This window comes from Polynucleobacter sp. UB-Tiil-W10 (assembly GCF_018881605.1).
GTDB lineage: Bacteria > Pseudomonadota > Gammaproteobacteria > Burkholderiales > Burkholderiaceae > Polynucleobacter.
Genome location: NZ_JACVPZ010000001.1, coordinates 1,579,174 through 1,595,555, shown reverse-complemented (window position 1 = coordinate 1,595,555; position 16,382 = coordinate 1,579,174). Strand labels below are relative to the sequence as shown.

Genomic DNA, 16,382 nt, shown 5'->3' with positions numbered 1-16,382 from the left:
ATCACTCATCTCATTAGCCATCGTATTAACGATGATGGGGAAGCTCCATATCAACAACACGCGATTGCACAGTAAGCGCTTTATCCAATTCTTCTTCTCGCAACTGCTTGAGGGCATCCAATAAGAAGTAGCTAAACCACAATGCAGCGAATACGAAAATCAAAGAATAAATCCAGAGCGCTACAAAACTCACGATTGGAAACAGCACTAAAGCCAATGCAGAGGTCGCCCAAAAGAAGGTGGGTACTGCCCCCAGCATTCCCGATGCAATACCCATACAAAGCAAAGGCCAGCGATATTTTTCAATGAGAAGATCACGCTCTTCTGTGCTGGCATGTTTCGCAAGAACATCGTATGACATGAGGCGCATCGTCAACCATCCCCAAAGCAATGGGGGCAATACCGCTACCAGTGGTGGAACCCACCAAACCGGCAAAGTCAACATGATCAAAGCCAAACAAATCAATGCTGACCATAGGCTATAGAAGAGGCTGCCAAAGAAACCGCCACCACGTTTATATTCTAGGTCCTGAAATTGTGACTGCCTAGAGGCGATTCTCACAATCGCTGGTACCGTTGAAAAGGCAATGAACACTAGCAGACTGATTGTGATGAGAGGAATGATCAGCATGACAAAAAATAATGGCGCTATCCATGCTCTGGCATTCTCAAAGCCCGCCCAAATTAATCCGTCTTGTATCCAGCTAGTAAAGATAGAAGTTGTCAGAAAAATACTTAAGAGTTCGAGTGCGGGTGTCCAGGTCAGCCAAATGAGGCAGCCCCATAGAACCGAGACAATCAAAAATGGTCTCAAGCTCAGCCATAACATGCGCGGATGCATGGTGCCAACCAAGGCCATGCCAAATGATTTAAATACTTGCGGTAATCCGACCATACAGCTCCTATTGCCTGTGGACCTAAAGACCTACAGCCTACTTAGGCCTGAATTCTTTAACGGCTCGTACTAGACCTTGCCATTGCTGAGAGAGGACATTTTCTGAAACTGATAAATCTCTTACTCCCGTAGGATAGACCTCTTTAGGGAAGATGGCTGTTCTAAACACCATATCCCACCAAGGAAACAAAATACCAAAATTACAGCCCCCTAGAACACCAGGTTTGCCTATGGCCTCATGGCCATAACCTACTGCATGGTGCATGCGATGAAACATTGGTGAAATCATTACGTATTTAGCAGGTCCCAGATGAACTTTGAGATTGGCGTGCTGCCAGCTTTGAATAAATTGGCTTAAGGCAATCAGCATAATGAACTGGCCAGGAGACACGCCAAATAACAACGCAAAAAAAGCCATAAAGGTTGCGCGCATGATGTCATCCAGAATGTGATTGCGGTTATCAGACCATGCAGTCATGACTGTTTGACTGTGATGCAAAGAATGCAACTGCCACCACCAGTTAATTGCATGTGAAGCGCGATGGTACAAATAATCAACGAAATCTAACAACACCAGGTAGATCAAGAAACTGACAACTGGAATTGAGCTAACACCAGGCCACCACGATTCCACATTCAATCTGTCAAAACGAAAGTCATGCAAGATCGAATCGATCTCAAAGAAGAATCCAGATAGAGCAATAAAGATCAGTCCGTGAAAAATCCCTAGACGATGAAACACGGTGTAGAAAACATCCGCCCTACTCGTTTTTGCAAAGCGCTCTTGCTTTTCTGCAGGCGCGAATCGCTCCCAAGTTCTTAATACAAAAATAATTAAGAAAATTTGAATGCAGCCAAACAAAAACCAATCGATCCCATCAAACGCATCTTCCGCCCAAGACATTAAATCAAATTGATACAAAATCGGACCTACTACATTGGCAAAAAGGAATTCCTGCACACTCGCGTAGGCATTTGAAATAAATGAGGTGAAGGCAGTAAAGTCCATGCCTTATTTTGATGGATTTCCAGAATTTTTGGGTAGCAACCCAAAGCAGAACCCACTCCCCTTTAGATTAATAATGAGCTGCTCTAAAACGGCGGGTGCCCAAGGATCTTTTCTTGACCAAATACCTAGGTGGGCCATGGTGATATCGCCGTCTTTTAGGTCCCTGCTAGCTTTCTCCAATAGAACGTTATTAGGGTGCTTATCGGAATTCAACTCATCGCCCAAGAAGCCAGCAGCAGCCCAGCCTATGTGTTGATAGCCACACATATCCCCCATCCGAATTAAGACAGGTGAAGTTTTACCGCCAGGTGCGCGCCAAATCTTTTGTATGGGATGCTCGGTCAGCTCTTGAAAGCGCTGATCTACCTTACGGATTTCTTTACACATCGCCGCTTCGTTGTACAGAATCGTCATGCCCGCTTTAGGGCCAAATTGAGGTCTCTCAAAGACTTCACCTTTGGGGCCATCTTTTACAAAATAGGTATGGTCGTAGGTGTGACTACCAAAGTGATGACCTTCCTTAACGCGCTCCTGCCAATAACCCTTCCAAGAATCATCCAAAGAAAAGTCGCCGCGAAAAGTTTTTTCGTTGGATAGAAAAAAAGTAGCTTTCACATTTTGACGCTTCAGAATCTCAGCTACTTTTTCAGCTACAGACATATTGCCGGTATCAAAAGTAAGGTATACCTTCTTACTACATTCTGCAGTCTGAGCAAAAGCAGCCAATGAAAAACAGCCGAACATAAGCGCGGCTGTAATGCGTGTGAATGCGTTATGACTTATACGCTTCATGTGATGGCTATTCCCATCCAGCCCTTGGAGCAAAGAACACGCCATGCGGGGATTTGCCAACAGGTATTACGGTTACCAACTTCATGGAAGGGATATCGATTACCCCAACTTTTTTGGAGAAGCGGAAAGTTACCCATAAGGTTTTACCATCAGGGGTAATTTCCATATCGTCTGGACCGGCTGGAAGTCCGGTGATTTCACCAACCTTCTCCAAGGTTTGCATATTGATCAAGCTGATCGTAGAGGCAATTCGGTTACTCACAAATACATGCTTTTTATCACCTAAGGGGCGGAAATTATGAGCGCCCTTCCCTGTAGGGATACGTTTTACTTCTTTGCGAGTTCTCCAATCGATCACCTGAACATAGTCTTCGCCGGTAATGCCGACCAATAGGTATTGGTCTCCAGGCGTCATCCACAAACCAGCAGGCACTTTTCCTGTAGGCATGACCCACAATAGGTTTTGGGTTTCGAGATCAATTGCAGCAAGCTCACTGGAGTCTTGCAAAGTAATGAATGCAATTTTGCTATCGGATGTGAAAGCAATATGACTTGGTGTCTTAGCCAACTTCACAGTCTTCGCTAATTTGAGATTAGCACCATCGGCAGCATAAATATCCACACGATCCAAACGATTTCCGTTTGCCACAAACCATTTGTGATTCGGCGAGTAACCAATTTGGTAAGGATCAATAATGTTTGGTATCTTGCCAGTCAACTCACCAGTAGTTGGATTCATCAACACAACATCATTGCCAGCCGCATTAGCAATTAAGAGGGTTTTTTGATCAGGGGTAATCATTAAGTGATGAGGCTCTTTACCAACCGGAATGGTTTTAATGACCTGACGTGAAGTCATATCAATGAGACTCACCGAAGCTTCGCCTGAGTTGAGAATAACTGCCAGCTTTGGCTGACCTGAAGAGCTTGCTGGTGTAGCAGGGTTACTGGCTTGCGCAACAGCGTTTTGATTGACTAGCAGTAGCGCCAATAAAGCCGAGGTCGCAATAGTGCGAAAACCCCTAATCTTGATAAATTTGTACATAGCACTATTGTAAGCAATCGGGAGCTTCTAATAGGCCTCTAAATCAAATGGAAATGGTGTGGATTTGACCTAGCGCAAGCTTGATAAAACCTTTTCTAGGCGCTTTAAGGACATTGGGGTTGGTGTTTTAAGCTCCTGAGCATATAAAGCTACCCTCAACTCTTCCAACTGCCAACGAAAATCGGTCAAAGCCTGATCCTCAGCCATTGCATAGGAAGCGGAGCCCTTGCTGCCCTGCATCAGCTTTTGCCAGGGACGCGCTACTGACTCCCAATCCTTTTGACATTGGGCATCACGGCTGGGGTTGGAGCGTAATTTATCGATCCGCATTGCAATCGCTTTTAAGTAGCGCGGCACATGGACTAATTGGGCATACGGTATATCTGCCACGAACTTCGGAAATATCAGCCCTTGGATTTGCGTTTGAATGTCAACATAAGCAGTCGGTGAGGCCGCTTTTGCACTGGCAATCTTCTTTTGGAGATCAGCATGAGCTTGCAATGCATTTAAGGCATGGCGAGAAATCTCCTGAGCAATCAGTGATAACCTAGGTTTGCCAGCTTGCAAGCGCTCTGCAAATTGCTCAGCGTTCACCGGTAGCGGCTCAGTCATAAATGCACGCTCAAGGGCAAGATTCAGAATCTGCTCTATTAAACCTTCTACCGATCCCACATTGATAAATAGCAAACCTAATTCACGAATGCCAGGTAACTGTTTTTGCAAAGCCTTGAGCGTATCTTTATTCCCTAAGAAGAATAAGCGACGCAATCCCATGCCGTGCTGCTTACGAGCTTCCTCTAAATCATCAAATACTTCAAGATCGCAATAATCTATACGATCAACTAAGGCGGGATATCCAAATAAGGTTTTATTCCCTTTTTGAATCTCCAAGGTTTCTGGTAATTCTCCAAACTCCCAGGCGCGGTAACCACCCTGCTCGACCTTTCGAGTCGCATCAGCGTTAGTTGCACTAGGTCTAGATTTTTCGCCTACTGGCGGCTCCATACCCAACTCCACCTGGGCCGTCTCTTGAGCAATTGCTTGAAAGGCACTGCGGGCAGTCTGCCCATATTCAGATCGTAAGCGAGCTAAGTTACGCTCCACCTCGAGTTGACGGCCATGCTCATCAATCAAGCGGAAGTTCATCGAGGAATGTAGGGGCAAGGACTCGGGTCTGAAGTCAGTTCGCTTAATCTCTAAGCCGCGCTCCTTCCGGATATCGCTTATGAGGCCATCTAAAAAGTCGCCAACACCAAATTGCTTATCTTCCAACCTGCGATCAAGAAAGGACTTTGCGTAATCTGGCAATGGTACGCAATGGCGTCTTAATTTTTGCGGTAGTGATTTCAGTAGGAGAAGCACCTTCTCCTCACACATGCCAGGAACCAACCATTCACAACGGCGCCCATCTACTTGATTGAGCTGCGTTAAAGGAACAACCAGAGTTACTCCATCCTTTGGGCTGCCGGGTTCAAAGTGATACGTCAGGCTAAGCTGTGCACCACCGACCAACATGGTTTTTGGGTAGCGATCTACGGTGATACCCGCTGCCTCATGGCGCATCAAGTCTGCTTTTTCTAAGCGAAGCTGTCCATCCAGACCCTGCTCTTTTCCGAGCCATGCTTTAAGACTCTCACGACTCCGCACTTCCTTGGGGATGCGCGATTCATAAAAAGCAAATAGCAGATCATCATCCACCAATACATCGGGTCTACGTGAGCGATGTTCTAGGGCCTCAATTTCTTTAATAAGGCGACGGTTATGCCAGAAGAATCCAAATAAATTGGGGTATTTCTTTTTGGCATCAGTTTCTGTTTCACGTTGGAGCGCAGGAGTATCCATACGTCCAAACATTTCCTCCTGTACCAATGCTTGGCCAATAAATAATTCTCTTGTTTCAGCAGGATTGTGGGGCTCATAACGCACTCGACGGCCATGATAAATAGGCAAGCCATACAAAGTGCCCCGTTCAAATGCCATTACCTCGCCTTGACGGTTATCCCAGAATGGGTCGCTCAACGATTTAATCAAGCGATGTGCAGCAACGCGCTCAACCCATTGAGGCTCAATCTTTGCAATCGTCCTGGCATACATACGATTGGTTTCTTGTAGTTCACCAGCCAAAATCCAAGCGCCCGCCTTTTTGCCGATAGTGGAACCCGGCCAAATAAAGGGACGGATACCACGCGCTCCAACATAGCCCCCTGTTTTGCTATTGCGATCTTGAGATTTTTCGTCTTCTTCTTTTTTAGCTACATATCCAAGCAGGCCTGTTAATAAAGCAAGGTGAACTTGTTCATATGTTGCGGCTAGGCCGTTATCTTTCCAACCCTTCTCACCAAGCATTGTATGTAGCTGCCCATGAACATCGCGCCATTCACGTAAGCGCCGTGGTGATAAAAATTTACTTTTACAAAGATTCTCGAGCTGTCGATTGCTGTGCTTATGTTGCAAAGCATCTTGATACCAATTCCAAAGCTTTACGAAGCTCAAGAACTCTGAGCGCTCATCCGCAAACTGCAAGTGGGCTTGATCGGCTGCAGCAGCTTGATCCATTGGGCGATCGCGAGGATCTTGCGTAGCTAATGCAGAAGCAATAATGGTTACTTCTTTTAAAGCGTTCTGCTCTTTAGCAGCCAATAACATTCTGCCAATCCGAGGATCAAGGGGCAAGTCTGCTAATTGCTTACCAATCGCAGTGAGTTTGAAACTGTTATTAATATCCTTACCGACATCTTTAGCATCTGCCGACTCTGAATCATCAAACTCAATGGCGCCCAATTCGTCCAAAAGCTGCACACCATCGGCAATAGCTCTGCCCAAAGGTTTATCAATAAAGGGAAAATGCTGAATCTTAGGTAGACGCAAGGAACTCATGCGCAAGAGCACTGCGGCTAAAGAGCTGCGCAATATCTCAGGGTCAGTAAATTTAGGACGGCTGAGATAATCTTGCTCGCTATATAAGCGCACACAGATACCATCAGAAACGCGACCGCAACGCCCAGCCCTCTGATTGGCTGCCGCTTGAGAAATGGGTTCAATCTGAAGCTGCTCCACCTTATTGCGATAGGAGTAACGCTTTACTCTGGCTAAACCGCTATCAATCACATAGCGGATATTCGGAACCGTTAATGACGTCTCTGCAACGTTAGTCGTCAGAATGATGCGTCGCCCATTGCCCGGGCTAAATACTCTCTCCTGCTCCGCAACGGACTGACGCGCAAACAAACTTAGAATCTCCGGATGAAAGCGCTGTTGCAGCACATGATCTTTACGCAAGGCTTCTGCGCAATCACGAATTTCTCTCTCGCCTGGTAAGAACACCAATACATCTCCGGCACCAGCTGCACCTTCACGCCATAGACTGGCAATTTCTTGAGTCACGGCATCTGGAATTTCTTTGGCGGTCTTCGATTCTTTTTTGCCATCCGGCTTTGTATCTGGTTCTAGTGGCGAATAACGCTGTTCTACCGGAAATAGTCGACCACTGACCTCGATAACCGGCGCAATCTTTCCATTCATTGAAAAATGTTCAGCAAATCGCTGAGCATCAATAGTTGCTGAAGTGATTATTAGCTTGAGGTCTGGTCGCTTGGGCAGCAACTGTCTCAGGTACCCTAATAAGAAATCAATATTCAGACTACGCTCATGCGCCTCATCAATGATGAGCGTGTCATAGGCGCGTAACTGAGGGTCACGCTGAGTCTCCGCAAGAAGGATGCCGTCCGTCATCAGCTTGATAGAGGCTGTATGACTGCTCTTGTCAGCAAAGCGGACTTGATAACCCACGTCTTGACCAATTGGAGAGCCCAGCTCTTGGGCAATTCTCTTGGCAGTGGCGGTTGCTGCGATTCGGCGAGGCTGAGTGTGCCCAATGAGTTTGCCGCCATTAATCGTGCCTCGTCCAAGATCCAAGCAGATCTTGGGAAGCTGGGTGGTCTTTCCTGAGCCCGTCTCACCACAAACGATCACTACCTGGTGGCTTTGCAAGGCATCCTTGATCAGCTGACGCTGACCCGAGACTGGCAATTCCTCTGGAAAGCGAATTTCTAACCTACGTAAGGTGTTGGAAGCAGGCACAGGCGGTGGCATTGCTTTGGGTTTTTGTTGGTTTATAGGCTCTTGCACCCTATAATTTTCTCACTATGCCAACAAATGCACCGAATCAGGCCTTAATGGCCGAAGAAACTACCTCCAACTTCCCTTTCGTAGGGTGGTTGCGCGATGTTGCGCCCTACATTCATAGCTTTCGCGAAAAGACCTTTGTCATCGCCTTTGCTGGCGAACTGGTCCAGGAAATTGGTCTTGAAAATCTGATTGAAGATATCGCCATGTTGCATGCCATGGGTATGCGTATTGTTTTGGTTCACGGCATTCGCCCGCAAATTGAAGAGCAGTTAATGCTTCGGAAAATTACCAGCAAGTTTGGTAAGAGCGCCCTGCACAGTTATCGGATTACGGATGCAGCTGCTCTAGAGTGCGTTAAAGAGGCTGCAGGTGAATTGCGTCTCGATATTGAGGCAGCGTTTAGTCGGGGTTTACCAAATACCCCAATGGCTGGCTCACGTATTTCGGTAATCTCTGGCAACTTTATTACTGCAATGCCAGTAGGCGTTGTAGAGGGCACTGACTACATACATACTGGACTCGTTCGTAAAGTTGACTCTAGTTCGATTAGGCAATCCCTAGACAGCAATAAGATTGTCCTTCTATCACCCCTAGGCTTCTCCCCAACAGGCCAAGCTTTTAATCTCGCATACGAGGATGTTGCCGCATCTACTGCTGCCGCTCTCAAAGCAGATAAATTAATTTTCTTAAGTCCATACGATGGCTTAAAAGACGCTGAAGGTGATTTCATAACAGAAATGTCAATGGCTCAATTACAAGATTACGTTGGCCAGAACAAGGACATGGAGTTAGGCATGAAGAGTCTACTTAATACCTCTGGAAGAGCGATCAGGGCGGGCGTTAGCCGTGTTCATTTCTTGCCATGCAACCAAGATGGCGCGCTTTTAGAAGAGCTCTTTACCCATGACGGTATTGGCATGATGCTGGCCTCATCCGATATTGAGAACTTACGTGAAGCTAACCAAGATGATGTTGGCGGCATCTTGCAACTCACTATGCCCCTTGAGGATGAAGGTATTTTGGCAGCGCGTGGCCAGGATGTGATTGAGCGTGATATTCAGCGCTTCTCAGTCATTGAGCATGACCGCGTTCTCTTTGGTTGCGCTGCCCTCTTCCCATTTCCCAATGGTGTTGGTGAGTTAGCTTGTCTCGCAGTGGATCCTGATGTTCAAGGATCTGGCGATGGCGAGCGTCTACTCAAACGTGTTGAAATGCGCGCCAAGCAAGAAGGCATTAAAAAATTATTTGTTCTCACCACTAGAACCGAGCACTGGTTCTTAAAGCGTGGCTTTAAACGGGCATCAGTAGATGATCTGCCTGAAGAAAGAAAACAAATTTACAACTGGGATCGCAAGTCCATGGTTTTAACTAAAGATCTATAAGAAAAAAGAAATACATTAGAAAGGCATTACAGATGGCACGCATGGTTCAATGCATCAAACTTAATAAAGAGGCCGAAGGAATGGATTTCGCTCCACTTCCAGGCGAGCTTGGTAAAAAGATTTGGAATCAAGTCTCTAAGGAGGCTTGGGCTGCTTGGTTAAAGCAGCAAACGATGTTGATTAATGAAAATCGCCTCAACATGGCAGACCCACGAGCACGCCAATACCTTTTGAAGCAGGTTGAGAAGTATTTCTTCGAGGGTGGAGCTGATATGGCCCAGGGTTATGTACCCCCTGCCGAGTAAGCATTTATTTGGTATTGCGTTACAGCAATTGATTTATCTCAAACTGAAGTGCAATTTATAAAAATATATTTTTGATTGTTGTTGACACTGCCAACTAAAGGCGTAGGATGGAATTGTGGTGAGACAGAGTTGGTGTCTCGCTCACATTGGCGAAAGCCACTAAAGATAAGTGCATCTATGCACTTATGGATGTCGGAACTCAATATCTTCCGATTATCCGCGTCACGTTAAACGTGGCAAACAAACCCGATGGGCATACCCCGTCGGGTTTTTTAATATCTAAAGCGCAATTCTCTCAACGCCAGCCGCATTGCTAACGAGCAAAATATTAGCCTTTTCCTTGGCAAATAGGCCCACAGTAATCACGCCAGCGATTTGGTTGATTTGAGCTTCCAATGCAATAGGGTTTGCAATCTTTAATCCAGCAACATCCAAAATCCAGCCGCCGTTATCCGTAACAAATGGCTCGCTTTGGGTTTGGTTTAAATCTACACGCGTATCTTTAGCCAAACGAAGTGTGACTACCCCACCAATCTTTTCCAACGCTCTTGTAACAACACCCTGGGAAAGGGGAATAATTTCTACTGGTAACGCAAAGTTACCAAGCACCGGCACTTGCTTAGATGAATCGCAAATACAAATAAATTGCTTTGCCATTGAGGCAATAATTTTTTCTCGTGTGAGCGCCCCACCGCCGCCTTTAATCATATGACCAGCTGGATCGATTTCATCCGCGCCATCTACATAAGCCGGCAGACCTTGTACATCATTTGGATTGAGCACTTTAAAGCCATGCTTCAATAGTCGCTCAGTGGTTGCATTGGAGCTCGATACCGTGCCCGCAAAATGATCCTTATGTGGGGCTAGTGCATCAATAAAGCAGTTTGCAGTCGAGCCAGTTCCCACACCCAAGACCAGTCCAGCAGGGAGCTTAAGCACTTCATCTCTCGCAGCCTCACCCACCATTTGCTTTAGTTGATCTTGATTCATATACCTTACCAAATGCCTTTACTGGAACAGAGTTATTAATCCATCTATCATATGATATCCACAAGAAAACCACTTTTAGCAGCGAGCAAGCCCATGAATAGCACCTCTTCGTCACTAAGCCAACTAGAGCAACTCAAGAAAGTCACTACCGTTGTGGCCGATACAGGCGATTTTGAGCGCATGCAGGCCTTTCAGCCACAGGATGCGACCACAAACCCCTCCCTGATATTGAAGGCTGCGCAGCAAAGCAACTATCAAGATTTAGTGCGCTCTGTAAAGGATGCCCATCCAGGCTTGAGCCCAACTGATTTGGTGGATTACATCTTGGTCGCGTTTGGCTTGGAGATTTTGAAAATTGTCCCAGGTCGCGTTTCCACGGAGGTGGATGCACGATTGTCATTTGATACCAAAGCAACAGTAACGAAAGCGAAGCATTTAATTGCTCTATACGAATCCCATGGAATTGACCGAAAACGCATTCTGATTAAATTGGCCGGCACATGGGAAGGCATTGCTGCTGCCAAAGAATTAGAGGCTGAGGGCATTCATTGCAACATGACTTTGCTCTTCTCTTTAGTGCAGGCGGCTGCATGCGGAGCAGCTAACGCAAAACTCATCTCACCATTTGTGGGCCGTATCACGGATTGGCATAAAGCGAAGTTAGCTAGCAACTGGAGCGATAGCGCCAATGGTGGAGCGAATGATCCTGGCGTGACTTCGGTAAAGAGAATTTTTCATTACTACAAGCACTTTGGCATCCCTACTGAAATTATGGGAGCCAGCTTCAGAAATACTAGTCAAATCTTGGAGCTAGCCGGAGTAGATCTGCTGACCATCAGCCCAGAATTGTTGGCCGAACTTCAAAGCAGCAATGTATCTATTGAGAAAAAACTCAATGCTGCCAATGCTCAAACTGCGTTACAGGCCGAAGGCATTACGCCTTTAAAGCTAGATGAATCCAGTTTTCGCCTGCAGCTCAATAATGATGCGATGGCAACTGAGAAGTTAGCTGAAGGCATTAGGAATTTCTGTGTTGATACTGAGAAGTTAGAGGCTTTGCTGGCCAAGTAATTCAAGCTAAACCAATGGCAGATTATTGGCTTTGATGCGCTTTTTTGATTGAGTCCGCGAAAGCATTGGCAGTTTTCTCCTGCCCACTTTCACTAAAGTGGCAATCATCCCCAATCTGCCGATCTTGTTTTTCTAGTAAAGCGTCGGTATTGGCACCCAAAAAAATTTGCTTGCTATCAACTAATGCCGCCTGACCCAGGGCAACTGGGTTGGCTTCCTTCCAAGATGGATTAACGCCACATTTAGTTGCTATAGCAATAAATATATTTGCCCTCACCCCACCGCCCTCCAAGGAATCTACTAACGAGTGAAACGCACTGTAGTACTCCTGCTTTGAGGTGCCAAGGAGAAAATCGGCCTCCCCTTGATGTCAAATAATATCGGTTACTTTATAGAGGCCTGCAAACTGTGTGACCACTTCTAATAGCATTTTGTTTAAGTCGCCATCTTTTTCCCAACGAGATATTGGTGACCCGCCAATGCCAGAAGATATAACGACCACATTTTGAAAAGTGCCATTTCTTATCAGTTTATCGGCCATTAGCGTAATAAATTCACCCTGATTGTGGGATGCCCCCAATAATGGCGAGGATGCAACATAGCAATGTCCATTAAAGTAATTAACAACCTTATCGGGGAACTCAGTGGTGTATTTCTTTTCAGCATAATTTGCTGAATTTGACTGTCCTATTACCAGCAATACACCAGTATCTTTTTGCTGCGTTGGGCACACCACCTCCCGTTTACCGGAAGAGTTGACCATTCTCCCAAACTCATCATGCTGGTTTGATGCAAGAGTTTGCAAACCAAAATAAGCCACTCCCAAATACAGAAAAGTGATACCTATCTTTAATTTGATAGAACCCATTTTCTCTTTTAAATTCACTGGCAAATAGCCTTCTGGTAATTTTGAAGAAAGTTTACTGAAACTTCACCAATAATCGATTGATATTAGGTAGGTGGTTTTTAGATCGTTAACCCAACTTAATGATAAAGAGGGTCAAAGAAAGGGGAAGCAAGTCCCTGTACATCATTACTTGCCATGCTAAAACAAGCGAAAGAATTTCTATTACTTCTTGCCGGTATTAATACCGAGTAAAGAATAGGCTGGGCAATTACCGATCATTCCCGTTAGTAAGGGAACAATGCCTATCCAAGCCCACGGGCCAGTAATACCAAAACCAGCTAAGCCCATCAGCGTGACGCCAACAGTCATTCGTAGAACGCGATCAGTGTGTCCCATATTGCATTTCATATGAAGCTCCTTGTTTTACTTGGCAGCTTTATCAGTTTCTTTGGCTAGGCGCTGTCTTAATGCCTCATATAAGCATACGCCACTTGCAACAGATACATTCAAACTTGAGACTGCACCTTGCATAGGAATGCGCACTAGCTCATCGCAAGTTTCTTTGGTGAGGCGGCGCATACCCTCGCCTTCAGCCCCCATCACGATGGCAATAGGCCCCGTGAGGTCAATGTCATAAATCGATTTTGTAGCTTCATCATCGGTGCCGATTAGCCAAACACCAGCTTCCTGCATCTCTTTCATACTTCGAACGAGGTTGGTAACCGTAATAACGGGTATCACTTCTGATGCCCCGCTAGATACCTTGCTTACAGTGGCATTAATTGATGCGGAGCGATCTTTAGGAACTACTACAGCATCTACGCCAGCGCCATCTGCTACGCGCAGGCAAGCTCCAAAGTTATGGGGATCAGTAATGCCATCTAAAACCAGGAACAATGGCTTTTTCTGAGCACCCTCAGCATCTTCAACCACTTCAGTGACAGTGCGTGCCACAGTCATTTTTTCAGCCAAGGCCACAACCCCTTGGTGACGATCATGCCCTGTCAACTTATGTAGACGCTCAGCATCAGCGGCGTGCAAACGCTCACCCAAAATCTCTTCTGCTTGCTTTAAGAAATCCCCCATACGCCTATCGCGACGACCAGAGTCAAAGTACACAGACTTCAGACTATCTGGGTCAACTCGTAAACGCGCTTGCACCGCATGAAAACCTACTAATATTTGTTTCATCTTATTTTTCTAATCAATCTTTATTTGCGGCGTGCATTAGTACTACGAACCGGGGGTTTGCTGCCTGCAGGCTTGCCGACTGATCTACCCGGTTTAGCGGACTTACCGTTTTTATTGTTTTTACTATTAGCCTTGCTCTTAGACTGGTTAGCTCCTAAAGTCCCAGCAGATTTAGCTGCATTCACATTGATGCCGCTCGGCTTTTGTGGGATCTTGTTATCAGAACGACTTCTTTGAGGGGCAGCTTTTTTATTGGGTCTGCCTGTATCCGTTGCCAATAAAAGCTGGCGGCGATTGGAAGAGCCACCAGGCTCAGCACCAACTGATTTAACAAGACTAAATTCAATCTTACGTGCGTCTAAGTCAACGCGACTTACTAATACATGTAAGCGATCGCCTAAGCGATAGCGAATACCAGTGCGCTCTCCACGCAACTCTTGTCGAGCTTCATCATATTGGAAGTAATCTCCACCAAGCTCAGTGACGTGCACCATGCCTTCAACAAAGAGATTCTCTAATTGAATAAACAAGCCAAAGTTAGCAACACCGGTAACGGTGCCTGCATATTCTTGACCCAAATGGTCGCGCATGTAGTAACACTTCAGCCAAGCCTCTACATCACGTGATGCCTCATCAGCACGACGCTCATTCGAGGAGCAGTGAACACCCAATTGGCCCCAGATTGGTAATGCGGCATTGGCACCTTTAGGTGTTTTTACACCCTTGGCCACCCCAGCTTTTGCATCACTTTGAGATTTCTTAGCATTAACTGCATTCTCACGACCTTTGCCTTTACGCGGCAAGGTGAGATTCAGCGGTACCTTAGGCGGTAATACCGGCACGTATGGTTTTTTCTGGAGAATCGACTTGATCACTCGATGCGTTAGCAAATCCGGATAGCGACGAATCGGGCTGGTGAAATGAGAATACGCTGGGTAAGCCAAACCGAAGTGACCTTCGTTATCTGGCTGGTACATCGCCTGCTGCATGGAGCGCAATACAACTGACTGCAACATATTGGCATCAGGTCGCTCTTTGATTTCACGCATCAATTTTGCGTAATCACGAGGCTTAGGTTTCTCTCCGCCACCCAAAGACAAACCTGAGGTTCTCAGAACTTGACGCAAGGTAACTAACTTCTCTTCTGATGGTTCACCGTGAACGCGATATAGGCTCAGATGCTTATTTTTATCAATGAAGTCAGCAGCGCAAACGTTAGCAGTCAACATACACTCTTCAATTAAGCGGTGAGCATCATTGCGAAGACGTGGTTCAATGCGCAGAATCTTGCCAAGCTCGTTGCTGATGATTTGAGTCTCGGTAGTTTCAAACTCAATAGCGCCCCGCTTCTCACGAGCGGCCAATAGAATCTTATAAAGAGAATAAAGGTTGCCCAGTAATGGACGGAACTGCGCAAAGCGCGTTGCTTCAGGACCCTTGCTATTAGAAAGAATTTCCCAAACAGTATCGTAGGTAAAGCGCTGCGCCGAGTGCATGACTGCTGGATAAAACTGGTAAGCCAAAACAATACCGTTGTTATCTACAACAGAGTCACACACCATACACAGGCGATCTACTCCGGGATTAAGCGAACAAAGGCCATTCGAGATCTTCTCAGGAAGCATCGGAATGACACGTCTTGGGAAATACACCGAAGTGGCACGCAATAAACCTTCATCATCCAATGGTTGACCAGGCTTTACATAATGCGATACGTCAGCAATCGCCACAATTAAACGCCAGGCCTTAGTCTGGCCGTACATGACGGGCTCACAGTAAACGGCATCATCAAAGTCTCGCGCATCAGCGCCGTCAATAGTTACCAAAGGTACATCGCGAAGATCAACACGACCCTCTAAGTCCGATTGCTGCACCGTATCTGGCAATGCTGCCGCCTCTTTCATGGCTGAGGCGGAAAATTCGTGGGGGACGCCATATTTACGCACAGCGATTTCGATTTCCATACCGGGATCATCAATCTCGCCCAAGACTTCAACTACGCGACCAACTGCCTGGCGATAGCTATCTGGGTAATCAATAATTTCAACACTAACAACTTGACCTAGCTTAGCAGTGCCCTGACCTTTTGGTGGAATCAAAATGTCATGACCAATGCGCTTATCTTCCGGCGCAACAATCAGGACACCATTTTCATTTAAGAGACGCCCAATAACTACTTTATTGGCGTGCAGAACTACCTCGACAATTTGCCCCTCTGGACGACCACGTCGATCTGTTCCCAATACTCTGACATTAACTCTGTCACCATGCATTACGCGTGACATTTCTCTTTCAGATAGAAAGATATCTTCGCCACCATCGTCGGGTATGACAAATCCAAATCCATCTCGATGCCCTTGGACTGTTCCTAAGCGGTCAGCCTCACGTGGCACCAAGTCTTTTGCTTTACGCATTTAATTCCTTCGGCAATACATGCCCTGTCTATATATCTATTGATATCTATTTTTGTTATGAATAAGGCTACTGTATCAAACCACCAAGTCTGAAGGGAAAAAGCCAAATGGGGGCGGAAATGACCTCAAAACGCCCATCCCTCTATAATAAAGGTATGCCCAGGTGGCGAAATTGGTAGACGCACCAGCTTCAGGTGCTGGCGATCGTAAGGTTGTGGGGGTTCGAGTCCCTTCCTGGGCACCAAATACACCTACAAAGTCCTATATGGGGCCAAAAGCGCCTTTTTCAACAGGCATAGAAGTTTGCTCCTGA

14 protein-coding genes and 1 tRNA gene are annotated in these 16,382 nt (G+C 46.2%); 4 read left to right on the top strand and 11 right to left on the bottom strand.

What is annotated here, in order from left to right:
• Window positions 1-25: 25 nt before the first annotated feature.
• The 5 genes from ICN33_RS08195 to hrpA form a co-directional block, all read right to left on the bottom strand.
• Window positions 26-895, bottom strand: coding sequence for an EI24 domain-containing protein (locus ICN33_RS08195; protein WP_216196107.1), 870 nt, complete (start codon window positions 893-895; stop codon window positions 26-28).
• A gap of 37 nt (window positions 896-932) precedes the next feature.
• Entirely contained in the window at window positions 933-1,904 is a 972-nt protein-coding gene (locus tag ICN33_RS08190; protein WP_216196105.1) for a sterol desaturase family protein, read from the bottom strand.
• Window positions 1,905-1,907: 3 nt separating this feature from the next.
• The gene (locus ICN33_RS08185; RefSeq protein ID WP_216859656.1) at window positions 1,908-2,696 is read right to left on the bottom strand and encodes a polysaccharide deacetylase family protein; all 789 of its coding nucleotides are present in this window, start codon (window positions 2,694-2,696) and stop codon (window positions 1,908-1,910) included.
• Window positions 2,697-2,703: 7 nt separating this feature from the next.
• Window positions 2,704-3,741 carry a cytochrome D1 domain-containing protein gene (locus ICN33_RS08180; protein WP_255530725.1) on the bottom strand — a complete coding sequence of 346 codons (1,038 nt, stop codon included), beginning with the start codon at window positions 3,739-3,741 and terminating at the stop codon, window positions 2,704-2,706.
• 69 nt (window positions 3,742-3,810) lie between these two features.
• Window positions 3,811-7,833, bottom strand: coding sequence for an ATP-dependent RNA helicase HrpA (gene hrpA, locus ICN33_RS08175; RefSeq protein ID WP_216859655.1), 4,023 nt, complete (start codon window positions 7,831-7,833; stop codon window positions 3,811-3,813).
• A 53-nt stretch (window positions 7,834-7,886) separates the two neighbouring features.
• On the opposite strand from hrpA, the gene argA reads away from it, so the two are divergent.
• Both argA and ICN33_RS08165 read left to right on the top strand, forming a co-directional pair.
• Entirely contained in the window at window positions 7,887-9,251 is a 1,365-nt protein-coding gene (argA, locus tag ICN33_RS08170; protein WP_216196103.1) for an amino-acid N-acetyltransferase, read from the top strand.
• Window positions 9,252-9,283: 32 nt separating this feature from the next.
• Window positions 9,284-9,556 (top strand): oxidative damage protection protein, encoded by a 273-nt coding sequence (locus ICN33_RS08165; RefSeq protein WP_062308940.1) that lies wholly within the window; start codon window positions 9,284-9,286, stop codon window positions 9,554-9,556.
• 279 nt (window positions 9,557-9,835) lie between these two features.
• Here the strand turns inward: ICN33_RS08165 and rpiA are convergent, their stop codons facing one another.
• Entirely contained in the window at window positions 9,836-10,546 is a 711-nt protein-coding gene (gene rpiA / locus ICN33_RS08160) for a ribose-5-phosphate isomerase RpiA (RefSeq protein WP_216196101.1), read from the bottom strand.
• A gap of 93 nt (window positions 10,547-10,639) precedes the next feature.
• Here rpiA and tal point away from each other — a divergent pair, with 93 nt between their 5' ends.
• Window positions 10,640-11,617, top strand: a complete 978-nt coding sequence (tal, locus tag ICN33_RS08155) for a transaldolase (protein WP_216196099.1) — start codon at window positions 10,640-10,642, stop codon at window positions 11,615-11,617.
• Between the two features lie 22 nt (window positions 11,618-11,639).
• Here tal and ICN33_RS08150 read toward each other — a convergent pair whose 3' ends face one another.
• The 5 genes from ICN33_RS08150 to rnr form a co-directional block, all read right to left on the bottom strand.
• Entirely contained in the window at window positions 11,640-11,894 is a 255-nt protein-coding gene (locus tag ICN33_RS08150) for a hypothetical protein (RefSeq protein WP_216196097.1), read from the bottom strand.
• 93 nt (window positions 11,895-11,987) lie between these two features.
• A complete protein-coding gene (locus tag ICN33_RS08145) occupies window positions 11,988-12,503 on the bottom strand; it encodes a hypothetical protein (protein WP_216196095.1) in 516 nt (171 codons plus the stop codon).
• 183 nt (window positions 12,504-12,686) lie between these two features.
• Window positions 12,687-12,872, bottom strand: coding sequence for a DUF2892 domain-containing protein (locus tag ICN33_RS08140; RefSeq protein WP_216196093.1), 186 nt, complete (start codon window positions 12,870-12,872; stop codon window positions 12,687-12,689).
• Window positions 12,873-12,887: 15 nt separating this feature from the next.
• A complete protein-coding gene (rlmB, locus tag ICN33_RS08135) occupies window positions 12,888-13,655 on the bottom strand; it encodes a 23S rRNA (guanosine(2251)-2'-O)-methyltransferase RlmB (RefSeq protein WP_216196092.1) in 768 nt (255 codons plus the stop codon).
• 20 nt (window positions 13,656-13,675) lie between these two features.
• The gene (gene rnr, locus ICN33_RS08130; protein WP_216196090.1) at window positions 13,676-16,069 is read right to left on the bottom strand and encodes a ribonuclease R; all 2,394 of its coding nucleotides are present in this window, start codon (window positions 16,067-16,069) and stop codon (window positions 13,676-13,678) included.
• 157 nt (window positions 16,070-16,226) lie between these two features.
• Here rnr and ICN33_RS08125 point away from each other — a divergent pair.
• Window positions 16,227-16,313, top strand: a tRNA-Leu gene (locus ICN33_RS08125).
• Window positions 16,314-16,382: the final 69 nt, after the last annotated feature.

What these genes read in the sequence shown, in the direction of transcription:
- rpiA (WP_216196101.1), bottom strand. Translation starts at nt 10,546, where the DNA reads ATGAATCAAGATCAACTAAAGCAAATGGTGGGTGAGGCTGCGAGAGAT.
- ICN33_RS08190 (WP_216196105.1), bottom strand. Translation starts at nt 1,904, where the DNA reads ATGGACTTTACTGCCTTCACCTCATTTATTTCAAATGCCTACGCGAGT.
- ICN33_RS08165 (WP_062308940.1), top strand. Translation starts at nt 9,284, where the DNA reads ATGGCACGCATGGTTCAATGCATCAAACTTAATAAAGAGGCCGAAGGA.
- ICN33_RS08185 (WP_216859656.1), bottom strand. Translation starts at nt 2,696, where the DNA reads ATGAAGCGTATAAGTCATAACGCATTCACACGCATTACAGCCGCGCTT.
- rnr (WP_216196090.1), bottom strand. Translation starts at nt 16,069, where the DNA reads ATGCGTAAAGCAAAAGACTTGGTGCCACGTGAGGCTGACCGCTTAGGA.
- hrpA (WP_216859655.1), bottom strand. Translation starts at nt 7,833, where the DNA reads ATGCCACCGCCTGTGCCTGCTTCCAACACCTTACGTAGGTTAGAAATT.
- argA (WP_216196103.1), top strand. Translation starts at nt 7,887, where the DNA reads ATGCCAACAAATGCACCGAATCAGGCCTTAATGGCCGAAGAAACTACC.
- ICN33_RS08195 (WP_216196107.1), bottom strand. Translation starts at nt 895, where the DNA reads ATGGTCGGATTACCGCAAGTATTTAAATCATTTGGCATGGCCTTGGTT.
- ICN33_RS08180 (WP_255530725.1), bottom strand. Translation starts at nt 3,741, where the DNA reads ATGTACAAATTTATCAAGATTAGGGGTTTTCGCACTATTGCGACCTCG.
- ICN33_RS08140 (WP_216196093.1), bottom strand. Translation starts at nt 12,872, where the DNA reads ATGAAATGCAATATGGGACACACTGATCGCGTTCTACGAATGACTGTT.
- rlmB (WP_216196092.1), bottom strand. Translation starts at nt 13,655, where the DNA reads ATGAAACAAATATTAGTAGGTTTTCATGCGGTGCAAGCGCGTTTACGA.
- tal (WP_216196099.1), top strand. Translation starts at nt 10,640, where the DNA reads ATGAATAGCACCTCTTCGTCACTAAGCCAACTAGAGCAACTCAAGAAA.